The sequence below is a fragment of the Streptomyces sp. M-16 genome, from assembly GCF_052114405.1.
In the GTDB taxonomy this organism is placed as follows: domain Bacteria; phylum Actinomycetota; class Actinomycetes; order Streptomycetales; family Streptomycetaceae; genus Streptomyces.
In genome coordinates, this window is sequence record NZ_JBFRER010000024.1 from 41,409 (window position 1) to 61,025 (window position 19,617).

A 19,617-nucleotide genomic window follows, 5' to 3' on the forward strand; every position below is an offset into this window, starting at 1 on the left:
CCCGCCGCCACTGCTGGGGAGTCGGTCCCACACCGTGCTGCGCTATCTGCCGTTCCTGCTGATCATCGCGCTGACCATCTACACCTTCATCGACTGTCTGAACACCCCCGAGGAAGAGGTCAAGCACCTCCCCAAGGTGGTGTGGGTGATCATCATCCTGATCTTCTCGATCGTCGGGCCGGTGGTGTGGCTGTTCGCGGGCAAGCGGGCGGGCGTCGGCGGCGGCCGCCCGGGGCGCACCCAGTGGGTGGCGCCGGACGACAATCCGGAGTTCCTGAAGTCCCTGGGTGAGGAACGCGAGAACCGGAAGAACCGCGAGAACCGCGAGAACCGGGACGAGAAGGACAAGGACCAGTAGGACCGGGACCCGCGCGTCACAATGTGACGCGAAACTTGATTGAACGCGTTCAATAGAGCTGTCAGAATGGGCCCATGCCACTGCCACGGGCCCCACGCGAGCGCGGGCCGCGGATCGTCGACACGATCCTGCGCAATCTCCTCGCCTACGGGGTGCTCGTCGCCGCGCTGCTCACCATGACCGGGTGGAACCCCCAGCAGGGCACGCCACCCGTCCCCGCCGTCTACGACGCCGACCTCTCCGAGATCGTCGGCACCTGGCGCTGCGTCGACGGCACCCAGGTCGTCTTCCGCGCCGACGGCAGCGCCTCCGTCACCCTCCTCGACGGACAGGAACGCGACTACGCCGCCGGCTGGCGGCTCTCCGGCCCCGGCCGCTGGCGTCTCACCGGGGACCGCGACTCCGGCCGCAGCCTCGGCCAGCACCTGCGCCTGGTCCTGCCCGCCGCCACCGGCACCGCCACCCGCGCCGGCACCGTCACCCAGGCACCCGGCCGCTACTCCTGGACCTTCGAGCTGCGCCGCGACGCGCACCGCTCGCTGGAGCTGTACTTCTTCTTCGGCAACGGGACCGGCCCGGGCCGGCGCGGGGCCTACGTCCTGGAGAAGGACGCGTAGGAGGCCCGCAGCTCCGCCCGCCGGGCCTCGGTCCGGCCCGCCCAGTCGACGGGCTGCCCGCCCAGCGCGGCCTCCAGCCCTTCGAAGTGCTCGTGCCAGGCGGCCAGGCAGTCCAGGCGCTCCGCGTCGGAGCCGCCGCGCTCGTTGAGGAAGCGGACGACCGTCGAATCGGTGCCCACCGGGTCCAGGTGGAAGCGGATCCGCCCCTCGCCGGTGACCGTGTACTCCACGACCCGCTCGGTGTCCCAGGCCGTGACCTTCCCCGACACCGTGTTCGCGGTGTACGGCCGGCGCAGGGTGACGGCCCCGCCGAACCGGCGTTCCAGCACGTCCACCGCCGCCAGCCAGCCGTACAGCCCGTCCGCCGTGGTCAGGGCGGGCCACACGGCCTCGTAGGCGAAGGGCACGTGCGTCTCGAAGCGGACGATCCAGCGTCCGCCCTCACGCGGTTCGCTGGTGGCATGGCTCACAGGAGGCATACCACCAGCGTCGCACCGCCTGCGCTCAGACGCCCGCGTACGAGTGCTTGCCGCTGAGCAGAATGTTCACGCCGTAGTAGTTCCAGATCCAGCAGGCGAAGGCGAACAGCGCCAGGTACGCCGCCTTGCGGCCCTTCCAGCCCGCGGTGGCCCGCGCGTGCAGGTAGCAGGCGTACGCCACCCACGTCACGAAGGACCAGACCTCCTTGGGGTCCCAGCCCCAGTAGCGGCCCCAGGCGTCGCCGGCCCAGATCGCGCCCGCGACGATGGTGAACGTCCACAGCGGGAAGACGGCCGCGTTGATGCGGTACGAGAACTTGTCGAGCGAGGCCGCCGAGGGCAGCCGCTCCATCACCGAGGAGCGGAAACGGCCGGGCGTGCGGCCGGCCTCCAGGTGGGCCTCGTAGCTGTCGCGGAACAGGTAGAGCACCGCGCCCGCCGCACCGATGTAGAAGACGGCGCCGCAGAAGATCGCGGTCGAGACGTGGATCCACAGCCAGTACGAGTGCAGGGCCGGAACCAGCTGGTCACTGGCGGTGTACAGCCAGGTGGTGGCGATGCCGAGGTCCAGCAGGACCGTGGTGACCAGGATCAGACCGAGCCAGCGGACGTTCTTCTTCAGCGCCAGCAGCAGCAGGTACGCGCCGACGGCCACCGTGGAGAAGGTCACCGAGAACTCGTACATGTTGCCCCAGGGGGCCCGCTGCACCGACATCGCGCGGGAGACCACGCCGGCCGCCTCGATGAGGAAGCCGAGGACGGTCAGCGAGACCGCGATCCGTCCGTAGAGGTCACCCTTCTCGGTGCCGCCGGCCGCGCCGGGGCCGTCCGGGACGTCCCGGGTGCCCGCGGCGGAGCGGGTGACGACCTGCGGCCTGTCGAGGACGGCCGTGCCGCCGCCCTTGGTCCGCACCTGCACGGCGGGAGCCGCGCCGGCCGCGGCCGGCGTCAGCGCGGCGGCCGTACGGCCCACCTTGCTGCGGCTGCCGAAGACCCATTCGGTGATGTGCGCGAAGAAGGCGAGCGTGTAGACCGCCATCGACGCGTACACCAGCTTGTTGCTGAGATCGGCCAGGCTCTCGTTGGTAGCGGCCGCGAGCAGCGTCATGCGCGCTCTCCTTCGTGGGCTTCATCTGCGGATGACGCGGATCCTGCGGGTTCCGCGTCTGCGGGGGGTGCGGCGGCGGGCGCGGAGGGCGCCCGCTCGAACAGGGCGGCCGAGAGCGCCGACAGCTCCTCCGGCAGCTTCGCGGACTCGCTGCGGCCCAGGCCGGCCATCTCGACGACGGTCACCCCGTCCTCGCCGCGCACCGCGCGGACCCAGACCCGGCGGCGCTGGATGAACAGGGAGGCGGCCAGACCGCCGATGGCGGCCATGGCGCCCGCGAGGGCCAGCCCGCTGGCCGGCTGCCGGGTGACCGAGAAGGTCGCCCAGCGCTCGACGCCCTCGAACCTGACGGTGCCCTCGCCTCCCGGGAGCTCCATCGCCTCGCCGGGCCGCAGGCGCTTCTTGAACAGCTGCCCGTCGGCGCCCTTGAACTCCTGGAGCTTGGAGGTGTTCAGCTGGTACACGTTCTGCGGCAGGCCCGAGTCCACGCCCAGGCTGCCGTGGTAGGCGCTCAGCGCGAGGACGGGGAAGTCCAGCGCCGGGAACTGCGAGAGCATCGTGCCCTTGCCCTCGCCCGCGAAGGTCGGCACGAACATGGCGTTGAAGCCGAGCTGCTCCTTGTCGCCGTTCTTGTTGCGGTAGCCGTCCGGGACCTTGACCGCGCCCGAGGAACTCAGGTTCGCGTCGAAGGGCAGCATCGGGACGGCGTCCTTGTAGATCACCTTCCCGGTGGGGTCGGTCACCGAGATGACGGGCGCGTACCCGTGCCCCAGCAGGAAGATCTTGGAGCCGTCGATCTCCAGGGGCTTGTTGACCTCGATCTCGGCCTGGCGCGGCGCGCCGTCGGCGCCCTCGCTGTAGGTGACGTAGGCCTTGAAGTCGCGCGCGGTGCCCTTCTGCGGGCCCGTCTTCTCGTACGTCGCGTCGAACTTGTCCAGCGTGAACGAGAACGGCGCCAGGTCGTCCGAGGAGAAGAGGCTGCCGTACTTGAAGTCGTCGTACTGGGTGAGCGTGTTGGAGAAGCCCTTGCCGCGCAGGACGAGCTTGCCGCCCTCGGACTTGAACAGCTGACCGGCGGCGAACGCCACCAGCATCACGATCAGGGCGATGTGGAAGATCAGGTTCCCGGCCTCGCGCAGGTAGCCCTTCTCGGCGGCGACGGAGTTCCCGCCCGCCTCCGTACGGAAGCGGCGCCCGCCCAGGACGCCCTTCGCCGAGGCGAGCACCTCGTCCGGGGACTTCTCCGTACGCCACGTCGTGTACGCCGGCAGCCGGTCAAGGCGCCGCGGCGCGCCCGGGGGACGGCCGGTGAGCTGGCCGACGAACTGCCAGGTGCGCGGAACGATGCAGCCGATCAGCGACACGAACAGCAGGATGTAGATCGCGGAGAACCACACCGAGCTGTAGACGTCGAAGAGCTGGAGCTTCTCGGCGGCCGGCACCCAGAACTCGTGGGTCTTCTTCCAGTCCGCGACCTTCATCGCGTCGACCTGGGTCTGCGGGATGAGGGAGCCGGGGATGGACCCGAGCGAGAGCAGGAACAGGAGGATCAGCGCCACCCGCATGGAGGTGAGCTGACGCCAGAACCATCGGGCCCAGCCGATCACGCCGATGCCGACGGGGGCGGCGGGGCCGTCCTCGACGGGGGCGGTGGACAGCTGCGCGCCGGCCGCCTCGTCGGTGGCGTCGGACTCGTGCGGCGCCTCGGCGGGCGCCTTGTCGGTCGTACTCATGTGCGTGTAGTCCTCAGATCCCCACCGTGAAGCCTTGGGTCCAGCCCTGCATCTCACTGACGATGCTGGCCCACATTCCTGTGACGAGCAGCAGACCGGTCACGATCAGCATGCCGCCGCCGATGCGCATCACCCATGCATAGTGCTTCTTCACCCAGCCGAAAGCGCCCAGCGCCTTGCGGAAGGCCAGCGCCGTGGCGATGAACGGCAGGCCCAGCCCCAGACAGAACACCACGGTGAGCAGCGCCCCGCGGCCGGCGGTCGCCTGGTCGATGGAGAGGGTGTTGACCGCCGCGAGCGTCGGACCCATGCACGGGCTCCAGCCGACCCCGAAGAGCACGCCGAGCAGCGGCGCCCCGAGCAGGCCGGCCGCCGGCTTCCGGTGGAAGCGGAACTCGCGCATCGTCAGACCGGGGATCCACCCCATGAAGAAGAAGCCGAGGAGGATCACCACCCCGCCGAGCACCCGGGAGATGACGTCCTTGTTGGCGGCGAGGGTGTCCCCGAAGTAGCCGAAGAGCGCGCCGGTCGAGACGAAGACGGCGGTGAAGCCGAGCACGAACAGGCTCGCGCCCGCCAGCATCCGGCCGCGGCGCGCCTCGGCGAGGTCGGCGCCGCCGACGCCGGTCACGTAGGACAGGTAGCCGGGGACCAGCGGCAGGACGCAGGGGGAGAAGAAGGAGACCAGCCCGGCCAGCAGCGAGAGCGGCAGGGCCAGCAGCAGCGCGCCGTTGAGCACGGTGGTGTTCACACCGGTGGCTTCGGCGGCGAGGAGGTGCAGGGCGACCACGGGGTCACTTCTCCGCGAGGAGCGGGTCGATCATCGAGCGCAGCTGCTCCTCGTTGACCGCGACGAGGGTGCGGGCGGCGATCTTGCCCTCCTTGTCGAGGACGATCGTGGAGGGGATGGACTGGGGGTTGAGCGTGCCCTTGGGGAAGCGGAGCATCAGTTTCCCGTCCGGGTCGAAGAGGCTCGGGTAGGTGATCCCGAAGTTCTCCTCGAAGGCGGTGGCGTTCTGCTTGCTGCTGTCGCGGGTGTTGAGGCCGACGAAGGCGACGTCCTTGCCGGCGTCGGTCATCTCCTTGGAGACCTTCGCGAAGTACGGCGCCTCGGCCCGGCACGGCGGGCACCAGGAGCCCCACACGTTGAGGACGACGACCTTTCCCTTGAGGGCGGTGGTGTCGGCGGTCTTGCCGTCCACCGTCTCGCCGTCGAGCTTGGGGGCGTCGACGCGGTCGGCCTTGGCCACGGTGGAGATGCCGTTGGGGCCGGTCACGTAGTTGCCCCCGGCCGAGCCGGAGGGCTTGCCGCCGCCGTCCGCGTCGCTGCACGCCGACAGGGCGAGGGTGCTCGCGAGGGTCACCGCGGTCAGCAGGACGGCGCGGCCGCTGGTCGAGCGGCTGCTACTACGACGGACACGGGCGCGGCTGAGGCTCATGTGAAAAGTTTCGCATGAGCGATTTGCCGATCTTCCGCACCCCCCGACGGGGTTGTTAAGGCGCTGGTCAGTACCGGTCAGGCGGCCGAAAGGTACGCGGACCAGCCGCCGGGCGGGGCTTGTCCGGGGGCCAGGGTCCGCAGCCTGGCCAGCAGTTTCCGGTCCTGGACGTCGAGCCAGTCGGTGAACTGCCGGAAGGATACGAGGCGTACGTCCTTTTTGTCCGCCATGGCCTTGAGGGCCTCCTCGACGGCGTCCATGTAGATGCCGCCGTTCCATTCCTCGAAGTGGTTGCCGATGAAGAGGGGCGCGCGGTTGGTCTCGTAGGCGCGGCGGAAGCCGCCGAGGTAGGTGGCGGTGGCCTGGGAGCGCCAGGCGGGGTAGTTGGCGGGCACGCCCCGGGTGGTGTTCTGCGACTGGTTGGCGAGGATGTTGTAGTCCATGCTCAGCACCTCGAACGTGTGCCCGGGGAAGGGCAGCGACTGGAGGGGCAGGTCCCAGACGCCCGCCTTCTTCGCCGGCCACTGCTGCAGGCCGCCGGACGAGCTGGAGTCGTAGCGCCAGCCGAGGCGGGCGGCGGTCGGCAACAGGCCCTCCTGGCCCAGGAGGCAGGGGGTGCGGGCGCCGATGAGCTCCTTGCGGTAGTCGAAGGGCAGGGGTTCGAGGTCGGTGAAGCCGGTGTTGGTGCGCCAGTTGGTGACGAACGCCACCGCCTGGTCGATCTCCGACCGCCAGTCCTCCGGGCTCCAGTGCGCGACGGAACCGGAACCGCCGCAGAAGTGGCCGTTGAAATGCGTGCCGACCTCGTGGCCGTCGAGCCAGGCCTGGCGGACGAAGTGGAGGGTGTTGCGGACGTTCTCGTCCTTGAGGTAACCGATGTCGGAGGCGCCGACGGGGTTGTTCGGGGGGTGGTACAGGCCGCTCTTCGATTCCGGCAGGAGGTAGAGGCCGGAGAGGAAGAAGGTCATCGCCGCGCCGTGGTCATTGGCGAGCTTGAGGAAGCGGGGGAAGAGGCCGTTGCCGACCTCGCCCGCGCCGTCCCAGCTGAAGACGACGAACTGCGGCGGGGTCTGACCGGGTTCCAGGGGGACGGGCCGGGGCGGCTGGTGCGGCTGCGGTCCGGTGTCGGCGGTGGAGCCGTCGCCGATCACGCGGACCGCCGCGGGCGGCGCGGAGCCGTCGCCGGCCGCTATCGGGCCGTGCCTACCGGACCCGGACCCGGACGTGCCGCCACCGCCGCCACCGCAGCCGGCGAGCCCGATCGCCGCAGCGGCACCGAGTCCGAACCCGAGCAATCCCCTTCGACTGACGTCGCGTACGTCGCTCATGAAATGTCATATAAACGGACAATCCCGCGACGTCGACCCTTCGACACGGCAGCGCGTGCGCAACTTGTATGAAATTAGGCCTGCCCATGACCCGGCTTTGCCTTCGGGGCCCGCCCCGGGTGGGGACGGGCCCGCGGGAGAGGCGGAGTCAGGCGCCGAAGGCCTTGGACTTGCCCTTCACCGGCTTCGCTCCGGCCAGGAGGTGCGCCGGGACCAGGTCCCGCGCCGGCTCGCTGTAGCCCACCGACACCAGCTTGTCGCCCTGGTACGTGAACGACGTCAGCGAGGCCAGCGTGCACTGCCGGCGCCGCGGGTCGTGCCACAGCCGCCGCTTCTCCGCGAAGCTCCGCACGATCCAGATCGGCAACTGGTGGCTGACCGCCACCGCCTCGTGCCCGCGCGCCGCGTCCCGCGCCGYCTCGATCGCGCTCATCATCCGTACGACCTGCTCGACGTACGGCTCGCCCCACGACGGCTTGAACGGGTTCGTCAGGTGCTTCCAGTTGCCCGGCTTGCGCAGCGCGCCGTCGCCGACGCCGAAGGTCTTGCCCTCGAAGACGTTGCCCGCCTCGATCAGCCGGCCGTCCGTCGCCAGCTCCAGGCCGTGCACCTTCGCGATCGGCGCGGCCGTCTCCTGCGCCCGCTCCAGCGGGGAGGCCACCACGTGCGTGACGTCCCGGTCCTGGAGGTGCTCGGCCACCCGGTCGGCCATCTGCCGGCCCAGCTCGGAGAGGTGGTACCCGGCCCGGCGCCCGTAGAGCACCCCGTCCGGGTTGTGCACCTCGCCGTGCCGCATCAGGTGGACGACGGTGATGTCGCTCATGCGGTCGCCTCCGCGGCGGCTCGGGCGGCGGCGGGAAGCGCGGCCGCGATGCGCTCCACGGCGCGCTCGTCGTGGGCGGTGGACACGAACCACGACTCGAACGCCGACGGCGGCAGGTAGACGCCCTGCGCCAGCATCGAGTGGAAGAACCCGTTGAAGCGGAACCCTTCCTGCTTCTTCGCGTCGTCGTAGTTGCGGACCTCGTCCTCGGTGAAGAACACCGAGAACATGTTGGAGGCCGTCTGCAGCCGGTGCGCCACGCCCTCCTTGGCCAGCGCCGCCGTCACCAGACCCTGGATCTCCGCGGACACCGCGTCGACCTTCTCGTACGCCGCCGCGTCCAGCAGCCGCAGCTGCGCGAGACCGGCCGCGGTGGCGATCGGGTTACCGGAGAGCGTGCCCGCCTGGTACACCGGGCCGGCCGGGGCCAGGTGGCCCATGACGTCCGCACGGCCGCCGAACGCCGCCGCCGGGAAGCCGCCGCCCATGACCTTGCCGAAGGTCATCAGGTCGGGCTCGACCCCGTCCACGCCGTACCAGCCCGCGCGGGAGGTACGGAAACCGGTCATCACCTCGTCGGAGATGTACAGCGCGCCGTTCTCCCGGCACAGGTCGGCCAGCCCCTGGTTGAAGCCCTCGCCCGGGGTCACCACGCCCATGTTGCCGGGCGCGGCCTCGGTGATCACGCAGGCGATCTCGCCCGGGTGCGCGGCGAACGCCGCCCGCACCGCGTCGAGGTCGTTGTAGGGCAGCACGATCGTGTCGCCGGCCTGCGCGCCGGTCACACCGGGGGTGTCCGGCAGGGCGAAGGTCGCCAGGCCGGAACCGGCGGCGGCCAGGAGCGCGTCGACGTGACCGTGGTAGCAGCCGGCGAACTTCACGACCTTGGCGCGGCCGGTGAAGCCGCGGGCCAGCCGGATCGCCGACATGGTCGCCTCGGTGCCCGAGGACACCAGGCGCACCTGCTCGACGGGCTCGATACGGGCGACGATCTCCTCGGCGAGCGCGACCTCGCCCTCACCGGGCGTGCCGAAGGACGTGCCGCGGGCGACCGCGGCCTGCACGGCCTCGATCACCTCGGGGTGGGAATGGCCGAGGATCATCGGCCCCCACGAGCAGACCAGGTCGACGTACTCGCGCCCGTCGGCATCGGTCAGATAGGGACCGGTACCGGACACCATGAACCGGGGCGTACCGCCCACGGCACGGAAGGCGCGCACGGGAGAGTYCACGCCGCCGGGGGTCACGAGGGACGCGCGCTCGAAGAGCGTCTGCGAAACTGGGGCTTCATACGGGTACGGGTAGCTCACACCAGCCATGGTCTCAGAGGCCGCGACAGACTTGCGGACGGGCGTTTCACCGCGCCGCCGCGGGGGAGGTCACTGCCATGATGATCAGGCTGCGTGGCGGGGGCCGCGGGGCCGGGGCAGGCAATACGTGTCGGGTGGAGATATGCAACGCGGTGGTGGACCGGGCGAGGGTACGGACGGCCTGGACCCGCAGCGCGCCCGCGATGCCCGAGCCCGTCGCGGCAAACACCGGCGCCGCGGCGCCGAGGCGGCCGATCCCGTGCCGGCTCCCACCCGGACGCCGGACGGCGGGGACGGCCTCCCCAAGGGCCGCGGCATGGGAGTGACGTACAAGTACTTCGGCGCCCCCGACGGCGCCACGGCCGCGCGGGTGCCCCAGACGATGCGGCCCGAGGAGCTGGGCGGCGACGAGCTCGGCATGGGCGGCATGTTCACCAAGATCAAGCCGGAGACGGTCGCCGCGATGGTCCTGACCGGCATCGAGGGCATACCCCTGCACAAGGTGCCCCCGCTGGAGCTGGTCGTCCTGCACCCCGACTACGCCGTGGTCAAGCTCCCGATGACGGTGGTCGACCCGCTGCGCGGCGTCGGCGAGGAGTCGGTGGGCGCGGCCGCCTTCATCTGGTCGACCGTCCCGGACCGGGGCGGCCCCCGGGACGCCTTCAACGTCTACCAGCTGCTGCACGAGTGGCAGGACTTCTCCCACCGCCTCCACGAGGCCGGCCACCAGCCGTACTGCCTCGTCTGGCCCTGACCGGGCCGTCCCGCCCCGCCGCGGTCGCGGGGCGGGCCGGGGCGGGGCGGGGCGGGGCCGATGCCGGGTCGGTGCGACGGGCGGGGTCGGCGCGGCTGGTCAGCGGGCGGCGGCCCGGGCGGGGTCGGCGCGGCTGGTCAGCGGGCGGCGGCCGTGTGCAGTGCCTCCGCCATCGGTGACGTGCCCTCCGTGACGTAGCTGCGGATCGAGGCCAGGTAGGCCTCCCGGCCGACGCGCCCGTGGCCGCCGGCGGCCCGGTCCAGCGCGTCGAACGCCGGACCGGCGTTGTCGGCCGGATTGCCCAGCGCCTCGCGCAGCCGCGTGAACTCCGCCCGGTCCAGCGCCCCGTCGCCGTCCGCGTCGGCGAGGTCGAACAGCGAGCCGAGCGCCTGCCGGCAGACCTCGTCGAAGGCCTCGGCGCCCGCCCAGGCCGCGTACTCCTCGAAGGTCACCGCCCCGTCGCCGTCCGCGTCCATCGAGGCGAACACCCGCTCGTGGGCGGTGCGGGCGACCGCGACCCGCGGGTCGTCGTCGCCGCGGCCCATCGCCGACGCGGCTCGCTCGGGGCGGGACAGGTACTCGTGACGGGAGATCACGCCGTCCCCGTCCACATCGAGCATGGTGAAGATGTGGCGCTTTGCAATGAGCGAGGTGGCCGTGTCCATGAAGATTCCTTTCGCGTACTTCGGACTGGCCCGCTACCCCGCCCTTCACCCCTTCACCCGCCCCGCGCGCCCCACGCGCCCCCTCTCACCTCTTTCCGCCCCCCAGCCCACGGGGCAGAGTGGCCGCATGGAGACACGCGTACGGCTGGAGCCCTGGGGCGAGGACGACTTCTGGCTGCTGTCGCGGTGCAACTCGGCGGAGATGACCGTGCACCTCGGCGGGCCCGAGTCCGAGGAGAAGCTCGCCGGCCGGCAGCGCCGCTACGAGGCCCTGAGCGCGCGGGAGCCGGCCGCCGGACGGATGTTCCGGGTGGTGCTCGGCGCCGAGACCGTCGGGTCGATCGGCTTCTGGGAGCGGGAGTGGCGCGGCGAGCCGGTGTACGAGACCGGCTGGGCGGTGCTCCCGGAGTTCCAGGGCCGCGGCCTGGCCGCGGTCGCCCTCGGCGAACTCGTCGCGCACGTCCGCGCCCACGGCTCCCGCGGCGCCCTGCACGCCTTCCCGGGCACCGACCACCCGGCGTCCAACGCCGTCTGCCGCCGGGCGGGCTTCGCGTGCCTGGGCCGGGTCGACTTCGAGTACCCCCCGGGCACCCCGCACCCCTCCAACGACTGGCACCTGCCCCTCACCCCCTGACCCCGCCCTCCCCGTCGGCGGCCGGGCCGCGGGGGCCGGGCCCGGCCCGGCCGGAGCCCCCGGGCGCCCGGCCCTTCTGCCCTTCAGCCCTTCAGCCCTTCAGCCCTTCAGCCCTTCAGCCGACCGTGAGGACCAGCCGGCCGCGCGTGCCCGGGGTGCCGAGGGCGGCGTGCGCCTTCGCGGCGTCCGAGAGGTCGAAGGTGTCCGCGACCCTGAGCGTCAGCTCCCCCGCGTCGACCAGCGCGACCAGCCGCCCCAGGTGCTCGCCGTCGGGGGCGACCTCCTGCTCCTCGACCCGGATCCCCCGCTCCGCGGCCGGCCCGCCGTGAGGGCGGAGCCCGACGTAGACCCCTCCGTCACGGACGAAGGCCAGCGCGGCCTCCCCCAGGACCGCCGCGTCCAGGACCCCGTCGACCGGGGCGGCCGGCGCCCCGCCGCGCTCCACGAAGGCGCTCGCGCCGAGCGACCGTACGAACGCCTCGTCCTCCGCGCCCGCCAGGGCGGTCACCACCAGTCCGGCCCGGACGGCCAGCTGGACCGCGAGCCCTCCGACCACCCCGGCCGCGCCGGTGATCAGCACGGACGCGCCGGGAGCCAGTCCGAGCAGGTCCACCGCGCGGGCGGCCGTCAGCCCGCTCAGCGGCAGCGCCGCCGCGGCCGCGTCGTCCGCCGTCCCGGGGGCCGGGGCCAGGGCCGAGGCGTCGAGCACCACGTACTCGGCGTGCGTGCCGAGCGGCTTCACCGGGCCGTAGTGCAGGCCCACCACCCGGCGGCCCACCGTCCAGCCCTCCACCTCCGGGCCGACGGCGTCGATCTCGCCCGCCACGTCCCACCCGAGCCCGAGCCGCTGCCCGGCCCCGCCGAAGACCCCGACGCGGACCGCTCCGTCGACCGGGTTCACCCCGGCCGCCCGGACCCGGATCCGGACCTGGCCGGCTTCCGGGCGCGGCACCGGCACCCGCTCCACCCGCACCTGCTCCGGACCGCCGAAGGCGTCGACGACCGCTGCCCGCATGGTGTGCGTCTGCTCGCTCATTCTCTTTCTCCCCTGTCTCGGTCGGCTCGGGTTCGCCGGGCGGTTCCGCCCTTCCCGATGACCACTAACTTAGGGAGAGGTACTCTCTTTTCGTAAGTACGCACTCCGGAGTGCGTACCCGACCCGGAAGTGGGTAACCATGGCCACCCGCACCGCCGCCGCCCGCCGCGACGAAGCCCGCGCCGCCTACGACGCCTTCGTCAAGGAGTGCCCCACCAGCCAGCTCCTGGCCCGCATCAGCGACAAGTGGGTCGGCCTCATCCTCAGCGCCCTCGGCCAGGCCGAGACCGGCTCCATGCGCTACAGCGACCTCGGCCGCAAGATCCCCGGCGTCAGCCAGAAGATGCTCACCCAGACCCTCCGCTCCCTCGAACGCGACGGCCTCGTCAGCCGCACCGTCACCCCCACCGTCCCCGTCCGCGTCGACTACGCCCTCACCGAACTCGGCAGCAGCCTCGGCTGTCTCCTCTCCTCCGTGAAGCGCTGGGCGGAGAACCACTTCGACGACGTCAGCGCCCACCGCGACGCCTACGACGGAGCCCTCGCGACCACGTAATTCGGCCGCGCCACCCCGCCCCCCGATGGCATGCTGGGATCGTGAACGGTCCCGGCATTCAGCTCACCCTCGCCCCCGAACTGCGCCTCTTCGCCCCGCCCAGCCGGCGCGCGGAACGTGTACCGACCGCCACCGACGGCGCCTCCAGCATCGGCCACGTCGTCGAATCCGCGGGCGTCCCCCTCACCGAGGTCGGCCGCCTCCTCGTCGACGGCCACGAGGTGCCCGTCTCCTACGTGCCCCAAGCGGGCCAGTCCGTCGAGGTGTTCGGCGTGGACCGGCCGCAGCGGCTCCCCGACGCCCCGCTGCGCTTCCTCCTCGACGTCCACCTCGGCACCCTCGCCCGCCGCCTGCGCCTGCTCGGCGTCGACGCCGCCTACGAGAACGAGGACATCGGCGACCCCGCGCTCGCCACCCGCTCCGCCGCCGAACGCCGCGTCCTGCTCTCCCGCGACCGCGGCCTCCTGCGCCGCCGCGAGATCTTCGCCGGCGCCTACGTCTACAGCGACAACCCCGACGACCAACTCCGCGACGTCCTCGGCCGGTTCGCCCCCGACCTCGCCCCCTGGACCCGCTGCACGGCCTGCAACGGCCCCCTGCACGAGGCCGACAAGGACAGCGTGGGCGACCGTCTGGAACACGGCACGCAGCGCTCGTACGACGTCTTCGCGCAGTGCGCCGACTGCGAACGCGTCTACTGGCGCGGCGCCCATCACGCCCGGCTGGAACGGATCGTCGGCGAGGCCATGGCCGAATTCGGCGGCGCCGCCGCCTGACCCCCACCCCCCGGAGGGTCCCGTCCGGCAGACTCTCCGGCCATGACCTCAGCCGAGAACACCTCGCACGTCATGGACCCCGCCACCACCGCGACCGACCCCCGGTCCGTAGCGACCGCGGACCCCCGGACCGTCGTCGACGTCGTGGTCGTCGGCGCAGGACCCACCGGACTCCTGCTCGCCGGCGACCTCGCCGCCACCGGACTCTCCGTCACCCTCGTGGAGCGGCGCCCCCGCACCGCCGCCAACCTCACCCGCGCCTTCGCCGTGCACGCCCGCACCCTCGAACTGCTCGACGCCCGCGGACTCGCCGACCCGCTCGTCACCACCGGCCGCCGGATCGACCGCATACGCCCCTTCGGTGGCATGCCCCTCTCCCTCCAACGCTTGCGCTCGCGCTACCCGTTCGCGCTCATCACCCCTCAATATGAGACAGAGAAACTCCTGGAGCGCCGCGCGTTGTCCACAGGGGTGGACATCCAGTACGACAGTCGGGTCATCGGCCTGCGTCAGGGCCGCGACACCGTCACCCTCGACCTCCGGCCCACCACGCCGGACACCCCGGACACCCCGGACACCCCGGACACCCCGGGCTCCCCGCGCACCACCTCGACCGACACCCCCGGCACCGCCCCCATCCGCCGGATCCACGCCCGCCACGTCGTCGGCGCCGACGGCGTCCGCTCCACCGTCCGCGAGGCCCTCGGCCTCCCCTTCCCCGGCCGCGCCGTCGTCCGCTCCATGATCCTGGCCGACGTCCGCCTCACCGACCCGCCCGAAGACGCCCTCGCCGTCAACGGCGCCGCCGACGCCTTCGGCTTCCTCGTCCCCTTCGGCGACGGCTGGTACCGCGCCATCGGCTGGCGCCGCGACGCCGACGCCCCGGACACCGCCCCCGTCGACCTCGACGAACTCCGCGCCGTCCTGCGCGACGCCCTCGGCACCGACCACGGCATGCACGACCCCCGCTGGATGTCCCGCTTCCACAGCGACGAACGCCAGGTCCCCCACTACCGCGTCGGCCGCGTCTTCCTCGCCGGGGACGCCGCCCACGTCCACTCCCCCGCCGGCGGCCTCGGCATGAACACCGGCCTCCAGGACGCCGCCAACCTCTCCTGGAAACTCGCCGCCGTCCTCCACGGCCAGGCCCCCGACCCCGAAGCCCTCCTCGACAGCTACCACCGCGAACGCCACCCCGTCGGCCGCCTCGTCCTGCGCGTCAGCGGCACCATCGTCCGCGCCGCCATGGCCGCCACCCCGGCCCACCGCACCGCCCGCGCCCTCGGCGCAGCCCTCCTCGCCCACGTCGGCCCCGCCCGGGAACGCGCCCTCGGCATCGTCTCCGGCATCGGCATCGCCTACCCGCCCCCGCCCGGCACCCGCCGCCCCACCCCCGCCGGCCGGCGCGCCCCCGACCTCGCCCTCGCCGACGGAGAGCGCCTCTACGAGGCCCTGCGCACCGGCGGCTTCGTCCTCGTCACCCCGCCCGGCACCGCCACCCCGCCCGGAGCCCCCCTCGCCCACCGCCGCTGGGCCTCCGGGACGCGCACCGCGTGCGTCCTCGTACGCCCCGACGGATACGTCGCCTGGAGCGCCCCCCGGCCCACCGACGCCGAACTCACCGCGGCCGTCGCCGCCTGGCTGCTGCCCCGCCCCCTGCCGGGATCCGCCGGCCCCCGGGTCCCTCAAGGCCCTCAAGGCCCTCAAGGCCCTCAAGGCCCTCAAGGCCCTCAGAAGGCGTAATCGTCACCCGTGTCCAGGGCCAGCACCACGTGCTCGTTGTTGCCGCGGTTGCGGTCGGTCGCCCCGCCGTCCCACCACGTGTCGATGCGCACCACCACCTCGGCCGGCCGCTCCCGCAGCCCCAGCGACAGCCCGATGTGCCGCCCCCTGCCGTGCTCCGGCAGCTCGCCCGTCTCGCAGACCACCTCGCGCTGCCCCACCCGCGCACACCCCTCGGCCAGCTCCTGCCGGTCCGCGAGGTCCACCGACAGCCGCACCCGCACCGTCGCGTCCGCCACCCCGGACGGCCCCTCGTTCTGCGGCACCATCCACACCTTCAGCCGGCCGGGGGCCAGCGACACCCGCCCGTGGTAGGCCACGTCGGCCTCCGGCCCGGCCCACGCACCCGCGGGCCCGGCCCCGCCCAGCACCAGCAAGCCCGCCACCACCACACTCCGTACGGCACCACGGCGCACCGCCACCACCTCCTCGCGCGGACGCTAACCGGCCCACCCACCCCCTGGTCGGACCATCACACGAACGAGGGCGAGCCCTCCCCCATTCGCCTGCGTAGGCTTCCGGCCATGCTCATCGCACGCTCCGTCGCCCTCTTCGCCCTCGCCGCCGCCCTGGAGATCGGAGGCGCCTGGCTGGTCTGGCAGGGCGTTCGCGAACACAAGGGCTGGGCCTGGATCGGCGCCGGCGTCATCGCCCTCGGCCTGTACGGATTCGTCGCCACCCTCCAGCCCCAAGGCGATTTCGCCCGCGTGCTGGCCGCATACGGCGGCGTCTTCGTCGCCGGATCCCTCCTCTGGGGCGTCGTCGCCGACGGCTACCGCCCCGACCGCTGGGACGTCACCGGCGCCCTCGTCTGCCTCGCCGGGATGGCCGTGATCATGTACGCGCCGCGCCGCTGACCCGGCCTATGCTGGCGAGGATTCGCCCGTACGAACGAACGACCCCGCGGACGAACGTCCCCACGATCGAACGAGGAGCCCGCTCATGAGCACGCGCACGGCCACCCGAACCGCCGTAGTCACCGGCGCGAGCAGCGGAATCGGCGCGGCCACCGCCCGGCAGCTCGCCGCGGCCGGCTACCACGTCGTCCTCACCGCCCGCCGCAAGGACCGCATCGAGACCCTCGCCGGCGACCTGACCGACGCGGGCTACGAGGCCACCGCCCACGCCCTCGACGTCACCGACCGCGCCGCCGTCGACGCCTTCGCCGCCTCCCTCGACCGCTGTGACGTCCTGGTCAACAACGCCGGCGGCGCCATCGGCGCCGAGCCCGTCGCCACCGGCGACCCGGCCGACTGGCGCACGATGTACGAGGTCAACGTCATCGGCACCCTCAACGTCACCCAGGCCCTCCTCCCCGCCCTCACCGCGAGCGGCGACGGCACGGTGGTCGTCCTGTCCTCCACCGCCGGCCACTCCACCTACGAGGGCGGCGCCGGCTACGTCGCCGCCAAGAACGGCGCCCGCGTCCTCGCGGAGACCCTCCGCCTGGAGATCGTCGGCCAGCCCGTCCGCGTCATCGAGATCGCCCCCGGGATGGTCAAGACGGAGGAGTTCGCCAAGACCCGCTTCCGCGGCGACGCGGCCAAGGCCGAGAAGGTCTACGAGGGCGTCGCGGAGCCCCTCTCCGCCGACGACGTGGCCGACACCATCACCTGGGCGGTGACCCGCCCCAGCCACGTCAACATCGACCTCCTGGTCGTCCGCCCCCGCGCCCAGGCCTCCAACACCAAGGTCCACCGCGAGCCGTAGACCTACGGCACCAGTCCGGCCGCCTTCAGCTGCGGCATGAGGGCCGCCGGCTTCAGCCCGGCGGCCTTCGCCGCGTCCAGGGCCCGCCGCAGGTCCGCCGCCAGCGTCGGCGTGAAGTGCAACAGCACGATGTCGCCGGCCTTCAGCCGCGGCGTCGGCGGGGTCTGGCTCCAGGTGGTGAAGTCGTACGTCCACGTCACCAGCGCCTTCACCCCGCACGCCTTCGCCGCGGCCCGCACGGCGTCGTCGACCGCCCCGTACGGCGGCCGCAGCAGCCTGGGCTCCTTCCCCCCGAAGGTCGCCGCCAGCCGCTCCCCGGCCCCGCACACCTCGGCGTCCTTCCCGGCGGCGTCGAGGGTCGTCAGGTCGGGGTGGTTGACGGTGTGGTTCTCCACCGTCGCCCGGCCCTGCCCGGTGAGCGGTGAAGTACCCGGTGTCGTACGCGGTCGCCCCCGGCAGCAGGAACAACGACACCGGCACCCGCTTCTCCAGCAGGATCCGGGCGGCCTCCGGGTCGTGGTTCCAGCCGTCGTCGATGGTGATGAAGACGACCTCGTCCTGGGTCGGCACGTGCGACACCACGGGCGGCAGCCCCACCCCGGCCTGGGCCGACCCGGCGGCCCCGAGAGCGAGCGACAACGACGCGAGGGCGGCGAGAAGCGCGCGGGATCTCCACATGCCGCACACCCTGGTCTAGACCAACTCGGCCAGTCAACCCCCTTGCAGAAAAGGGGAGTTGGGCCAGAGGCATTCACCAAGCCCGTATGGGTGAATCCATGCGAATTGTCGGCGGACACCGCTACGCTCCGAAAGCGTGGTTCGCGAAAAGGAGGAGGCTATGGCCGTGATACAGCACGAGACCACGATCGCGGAGGCCGCCGATCGACTCTCCAGGGAGCTTCCCAGGCACCGAGTGGAGATTCTCCAGGGGAGGCTCATCGTGACACCACCACCCGCCGACGGACGTCACGCACGCACACTGACCCGGCTCGTCGTGTCATCGTCGACCGCCGCCACGACGAGGTCGTCGCCTGCCGCGAACCGCGAAACGGCACCTACCGCCACCGCACGACCCACAAGCGCGGCACCTCCCTCACCATCCCGGAGTACGTCGGCGTCTCCCTCGAACTCCCGGTGGACCTGCTCCTCGACGGCGGATGAGGGCCGGACACGGACGCGGGGGCCCGGACCGTCACCGGTCCGGGCCCCCGCGTGCCGACGTCAGCCCTTGACGCAGATGACCTGCTTCAGCTTCGCCACGACCTCGACGAGGTCGCTCTGCTGGTCGATGACCTGCTCGATCGACTTGTATGCGGCCGGGATCTCGTCCACCACACCGATGTCCTTGCGGCACTCCACGCCCTGTGTCTGGTCCGCCAGGTCCCGCGCGGAGAAGCGCTTCTTCGCCGCGGTGCGGCTCATCTTGCGGCCCGCTCCGTGCGAGGCGGAGTTGTAGGACTTCTCGTTGCCGAGGCCCTTCACGATGTAGGAGCCCGCGCCCATCGAGCCCGGGATGATCCCGTACTCACCGCTGCCGGCGCGGATCGCGCCCTTCCGCGTGACGAGCAGGTCCATGCCGTCGTACCGCTCCTCCGCCACGTAGTTGTGGTGGCAGCTGATCTCCTGCTCGAAGGAGACCTTGGCCTTGCGGAACTCCCTGCGCACGACCTCCTTGAACAGGCTCATCATGGCCGCGCGGTTGAACTTCGCGTACTCCTGGGCCCAGAAGAGGTCGTTGCGGTACGCCTCCATCTCCGGGGTCGCCGCAAGGAAAACCGCCAGGTCCCGGTCGACCAGTCCCTGGTTGTGCGCCAGCCCCCGGGCGACGCCGATGTGGTGTGCGGCGAGCTCGTTGCCGATGTTCCGGGATCCGGAGTGCAGCATCAGCCAGACCGAACCTGACTCATCGAGACAGAACTCGATGAAGTGGTTTCCGGATCCGAGCGTTCCGATCTGTTTTGTGGCGCGTTCCTGACGGAATTTGATCGCGTCCGTGAGGTAGTCGAAGCGCTTCCAAAGGTCCTCGTACCCCTGCACCGAAAACCCGTACAGCCGCCCCGGGTCCACCGCCTCCCTGTGCATCCCCGCCCCCACCGGAATCGCCTGCTCGATGCGGGAGCGGAGCTTCGAGAGGTCACCCGGGAGGTCGTTCGCCGTCAGGGAGGTCTTCACCGCCGACATGCCGCAACCGATGTCGACGCCCACCGCCGCCGGGCAGACCGCGTCCTTCATGGCGATGACCGAGCCGACCGTGGCGCCCTTGCCGTAGTGGACGTCCGGCATCACCGCCAGGCCCTTGATCCAGGGCAGGCCCGCCGTGTTCTGCAACTGCCGCATGGCGCTGTCCTCGACCGACGCCGGATCGGTCCACATCCGGATCGGGACGTTCGCCCCGGACACCTCTACATACGACATATGACGTCAATCCCCCGGAAACCACAGAAAGTCACAGAAAGTTCGGAATACGCAAAAAGCCTCGCTCATCGCCCCAAAGCAGTCAGGGAACCGG

At 72.0% G+C, this 19,617-nt stretch carries 23 protein-coding genes; 10 read left to right on the plus strand and 13 right to left on the minus strand.

Annotation, left to right across the window (positions count from 1 at the left end; genetic code table 11):
• Nucleotides 1-34: 34 nt before the first annotated feature.
• On the plus strand, nt 35-358 hold the full coding sequence (locus tag AB4039_RS13715; protein ID WP_442270831.1) for a PLD nuclease N-terminal domain-containing protein: 324 nt from the start codon (nt 35-37) through the stop codon (nt 356-358).
• Between the two features lie 74 nt (nt 359-432).
• On the plus strand, nt 433-975 hold the full coding sequence (locus AB4039_RS13720) for a hypothetical protein (RefSeq protein WP_442270832.1): 543 nt from the start codon (nt 433-435) through the stop codon (nt 973-975).
• Here the strand turns inward: AB4039_RS13720 and AB4039_RS13725 are convergent.
• From AB4039_RS13725 to hemL, 8 genes are all read right to left on the minus strand, one after another.
• A complete protein-coding gene (locus AB4039_RS13725) occupies nt 951-1,454 on the minus strand; it encodes an SRPBCC domain-containing protein (RefSeq protein ID WP_442270833.1) in 504 nt (167 codons plus the stop codon). The genes AB4039_RS13720 and AB4039_RS13725 overlap by 25 nt on opposite strands.
• Nucleotides 1,455-1,479: 25 nt before the next feature.
• Nucleotides 1,480-2,562: a c-type cytochrome biogenesis protein CcsB gene (gene ccsB, locus AB4039_RS13730; RefSeq protein ID WP_266839711.1), complete on the minus strand. Its 1,083-nt coding sequence runs from the start codon at nt 2,560-2,562 to the stop codon at nt 1,480-1,482.
• Nucleotides 2,559-4,295 carry a cytochrome c biogenesis protein ResB gene (gene resB / locus AB4039_RS13735; protein WP_442270834.1) on the minus strand — a complete coding sequence of 579 codons (1,737 nt, stop codon included), beginning with the start codon at nt 4,293-4,295 and terminating at the stop codon, nt 2,559-2,561. The genes ccsB and resB overlap by 4 nt, the downstream gene beginning before the upstream one ends.
• A 13-nt stretch (nt 4,296-4,308) precedes the next feature.
• Nucleotides 4,309-5,085: a cytochrome c biogenesis CcdA family protein gene (locus AB4039_RS13740; protein WP_266839714.1), complete on the minus strand. Its 777-nt coding sequence runs from the start codon at nt 5,083-5,085 to the stop codon at nt 4,309-4,311.
• Nucleotides 5,086-5,089: 4 nt separating this feature from the next.
• Nucleotides 5,090-5,734, minus strand: coding sequence for a TlpA disulfide reductase family protein (locus AB4039_RS13745; RefSeq protein ID WP_266839715.1), 645 nt, complete (start codon nt 5,732-5,734; stop codon nt 5,090-5,092).
• A gap of 77 nt (nt 5,735-5,811) precedes the next feature.
• Nucleotides 5,812-7,062, minus strand: a complete 1,251-nt coding sequence (locus AB4039_RS13750) for a hypothetical protein (RefSeq protein WP_266839716.1) — start codon at nt 7,060-7,062, stop codon at nt 5,812-5,814.
• 148 nt (nt 7,063-7,210) lie between these two features.
• On the minus strand, nt 7,211-7,885 hold the full coding sequence (locus AB4039_RS13755) for a histidine phosphatase family protein (protein WP_442270835.1): 675 nt from the start codon (nt 7,883-7,885) through the stop codon (nt 7,211-7,213).
• On the minus strand, nt 7,882-9,204 hold the full coding sequence (hemL, locus tag AB4039_RS13760; protein ID WP_442270836.1) for a glutamate-1-semialdehyde 2,1-aminomutase: 1,323 nt from the start codon (nt 9,202-9,204) through the stop codon (nt 7,882-7,884). Before hemL ends, AB4039_RS13755 begins: the two co-directional genes overlap by 4 nt.
• Nucleotides 9,205-9,511: 307 nt before the next feature.
• Between hemL and AB4039_RS13765 the strand changes: the two genes are divergently transcribed.
• Nucleotides 9,512-9,949, plus strand: a complete 438-nt coding sequence (locus AB4039_RS13765) for a hypothetical protein (RefSeq protein ID WP_030232110.1) — start codon at nt 9,512-9,514, stop codon at nt 9,947-9,949.
• Between the two features lie 137 nt (nt 9,950-10,086).
• Here the strand turns inward: AB4039_RS13765 and AB4039_RS13770 are convergent, their stop codons facing one another.
• Complete coding sequence (locus tag AB4039_RS13770; RefSeq protein ID WP_266839721.1) at nt 10,087-10,614, minus strand: EF-hand domain-containing protein; 528 nt, start codon at nt 10,612-10,614, stop codon at nt 10,087-10,089.
• Between the two features lie 127 nt (nt 10,615-10,741).
• Between AB4039_RS13770 and AB4039_RS13775 the strand changes: the two genes are divergently transcribed.
• Nucleotides 10,742-11,248: a GNAT family N-acetyltransferase gene (locus tag AB4039_RS13775; RefSeq protein WP_442270837.1), complete on the plus strand. Its 507-nt coding sequence runs from the start codon at nt 10,742-10,744 to the stop codon at nt 11,246-11,248.
• A gap of 115 nt (nt 11,249-11,363) precedes the next feature.
• On the opposite strand, the gene AB4039_RS13780 is transcribed toward AB4039_RS13775, so the two are convergent.
• On the minus strand, nt 11,364-12,263 hold the full coding sequence (locus tag AB4039_RS13780; protein ID WP_266841720.1) for an NADP-dependent oxidoreductase: 900 nt from the start codon (nt 12,261-12,263) through the stop codon (nt 11,364-11,366).
• 160 nt (nt 12,264-12,423) lie between these two features.
• Here AB4039_RS13780 and AB4039_RS13785 point away from each other — a divergent pair, with 160 nt between their 5' ends.
• The 3 genes from AB4039_RS13785 to AB4039_RS13795 are packed head-to-tail and all read left to right on the plus strand — an operon-like array spanning nt 12,424 to nt 15,359.
• Nucleotides 12,424-12,840 (plus strand): winged helix-turn-helix transcriptional regulator, encoded by a 417-nt coding sequence (locus AB4039_RS13785; protein ID WP_266839725.1) that lies wholly within the window; start codon nt 12,424-12,426, stop codon nt 12,838-12,840.
• A 41-nt stretch (nt 12,841-12,881) separates the two neighbouring features.
• Nucleotides 12,882-13,616, plus strand: coding sequence for a Mut7-C RNAse domain-containing protein (locus tag AB4039_RS13790; RefSeq protein WP_266839727.1), 735 nt, complete (start codon nt 12,882-12,884; stop codon nt 13,614-13,616).
• 42 nt (nt 13,617-13,658) lie between these two features.
• A complete protein-coding gene (locus tag AB4039_RS13795; RefSeq protein WP_442270838.1) occupies nt 13,659-15,359 on the plus strand; it encodes an FAD-dependent monooxygenase in 1,701 nt (566 codons plus the stop codon).
• Here the strand turns inward: AB4039_RS13795 and AB4039_RS13800 are convergent.
• Nucleotides 15,347-15,784: a hypothetical protein gene (locus AB4039_RS13800; RefSeq protein WP_266839728.1), complete on the minus strand. Its 438-nt coding sequence runs from the start codon at nt 15,782-15,784 to the stop codon at nt 15,347-15,349. The two genes, AB4039_RS13795 and AB4039_RS13800, sit on opposite strands and share 13 nt — an antisense overlap.
• Nucleotides 15,785-15,922: 138 nt before the next feature.
• Here AB4039_RS13800 and AB4039_RS13805 point away from each other — a divergent pair, with 138 nt between their 5' ends.
• Complete coding sequence (locus AB4039_RS13805) at nt 15,923-16,255, plus strand: YnfA family protein (protein ID WP_266839729.1); 333 nt, start codon at nt 15,923-15,925, stop codon at nt 16,253-16,255.
• 85 nt (nt 16,256-16,340) lie between these two features.
• The gene (locus tag AB4039_RS13810; protein WP_266839730.1) at nt 16,341-17,108 is read left to right on the plus strand and encodes an SDR family oxidoreductase; all 768 of its coding nucleotides are present in this window, start codon (nt 16,341-16,343) and stop codon (nt 17,106-17,108) included.
• A gap of 2 nt (nt 17,109-17,110) precedes the next feature.
• Here the strand turns inward: AB4039_RS13810 and AB4039_RS13815 are convergent, their stop codons facing one another.
• On the minus strand, nt 17,111-17,503 hold the full coding sequence (locus AB4039_RS13815) for a polysaccharide deacetylase family protein (protein WP_442270839.1): 393 nt from the start codon (nt 17,501-17,503) through the stop codon (nt 17,111-17,113).
• A 26-nt stretch (nt 17,504-17,529) separates the two neighbouring features.
• Here AB4039_RS13815 and AB4039_RS13820 point away from each other — a divergent pair, with 26 nt between their 5' ends.
• The gene (locus AB4039_RS13820; RefSeq protein ID WP_442270840.1) at nt 17,530-17,805 is read left to right on the plus strand and encodes a hypothetical protein; all 276 of its coding nucleotides are present in this window, start codon (nt 17,530-17,532) and stop codon (nt 17,803-17,805) included.
• Nucleotides 17,806-18,329: 524 nt separating this feature from the next.
• Here the strand turns inward: AB4039_RS13820 and AB4039_RS13825 are convergent.
• The gene (locus AB4039_RS13825) at nt 18,330-19,523 is read right to left on the minus strand and encodes an RtcB family protein (RefSeq protein WP_442270841.1); all 1,194 of its coding nucleotides are present in this window, start codon (nt 19,521-19,523) and stop codon (nt 18,330-18,332) included.
• Nucleotides 19,524-19,617 lie beyond the last annotated feature (94 nt).

Coding starts and splice junctions, on each gene's coding strand:
- AB4039_RS13720 (WP_442270832.1), top strand. CDS start 433: ATGCCACTGCCACGGGCCCCACGCGAGCGCGGGCCGCGGATCGTCGAC.
- AB4039_RS13725 (WP_442270833.1), bottom strand. CDS start 1,454: ATGCCTCCTGTGAGCCATGCCACCAGCGAACCGCGTGAGGGCGGACGC.
- ccsB (WP_266839711.1), bottom strand. CDS start 2,562: ATGACGCTGCTCGCGGCCGCTACCAACGAGAGCCTGGCCGATCTCAGC.
- resB (WP_442270834.1), bottom strand. CDS start 4,295: ATGAGTACGACCGACAAGGCGCCCGCCGAGGCGCCGCACGAGTCCGAC.
- AB4039_RS13745 (WP_266839715.1), bottom strand. CDS start 5,734: ATGAGCCTCAGCCGCGCCCGTGTCCGTCGTAGTAGCAGCCGCTCGACC.
- AB4039_RS13750 (WP_266839716.1), bottom strand. CDS start 7,062: ATGAGCGACGTACGCGACGTCAGTCGAAGGGGATTGCTCGGGTTCGGA.
- AB4039_RS13765 (WP_030232110.1), top strand. CDS start 9,512: ATGGGAGTGACGTACAAGTACTTCGGCGCCCCCGACGGCGCCACGGCC.
- AB4039_RS13770 (WP_266839721.1), bottom strand. CDS start 10,614: ATGGACACGGCCACCTCGCTCATTGCAAAGCGCCACATCTTCACCATG.
- AB4039_RS13775 (WP_442270837.1), top strand. CDS start 10,742: ATGGAGACACGCGTACGGCTGGAGCCCTGGGGCGAGGACGACTTCTGG.
- AB4039_RS13780 (WP_266841720.1), bottom strand. CDS start 12,263: ATGCGGGCAGCGGTCGTCGACGCCTTCGGCGGTCCGGAGCAGGTGCGG.
- AB4039_RS13785 (WP_266839725.1), top strand. CDS start 12,424: ATGGCCACCCGCACCGCCGCCGCCCGCCGCGACGAAGCCCGCGCCGCC.
- AB4039_RS13795 (WP_442270838.1), top strand. CDS start 13,659: ATGACCTCAGCCGAGAACACCTCGCACGTCATGGACCCCGCCACCACC.
- AB4039_RS13805 (WP_266839729.1), top strand. CDS start 15,923: ATGCTCATCGCACGCTCCGTCGCCCTCTTCGCCCTCGCCGCCGCCCTG.
- AB4039_RS13810 (WP_266839730.1), top strand. CDS start 16,341: ATGAGCACGCGCACGGCCACCCGAACCGCCGTAGTCACCGGCGCGAGC.
- AB4039_RS13825 (WP_442270841.1), bottom strand. CDS start 19,523: ATGTCGTATGTAGAGGTGTCCGGGGCGAACGTCCCGATCCGGATGTGG.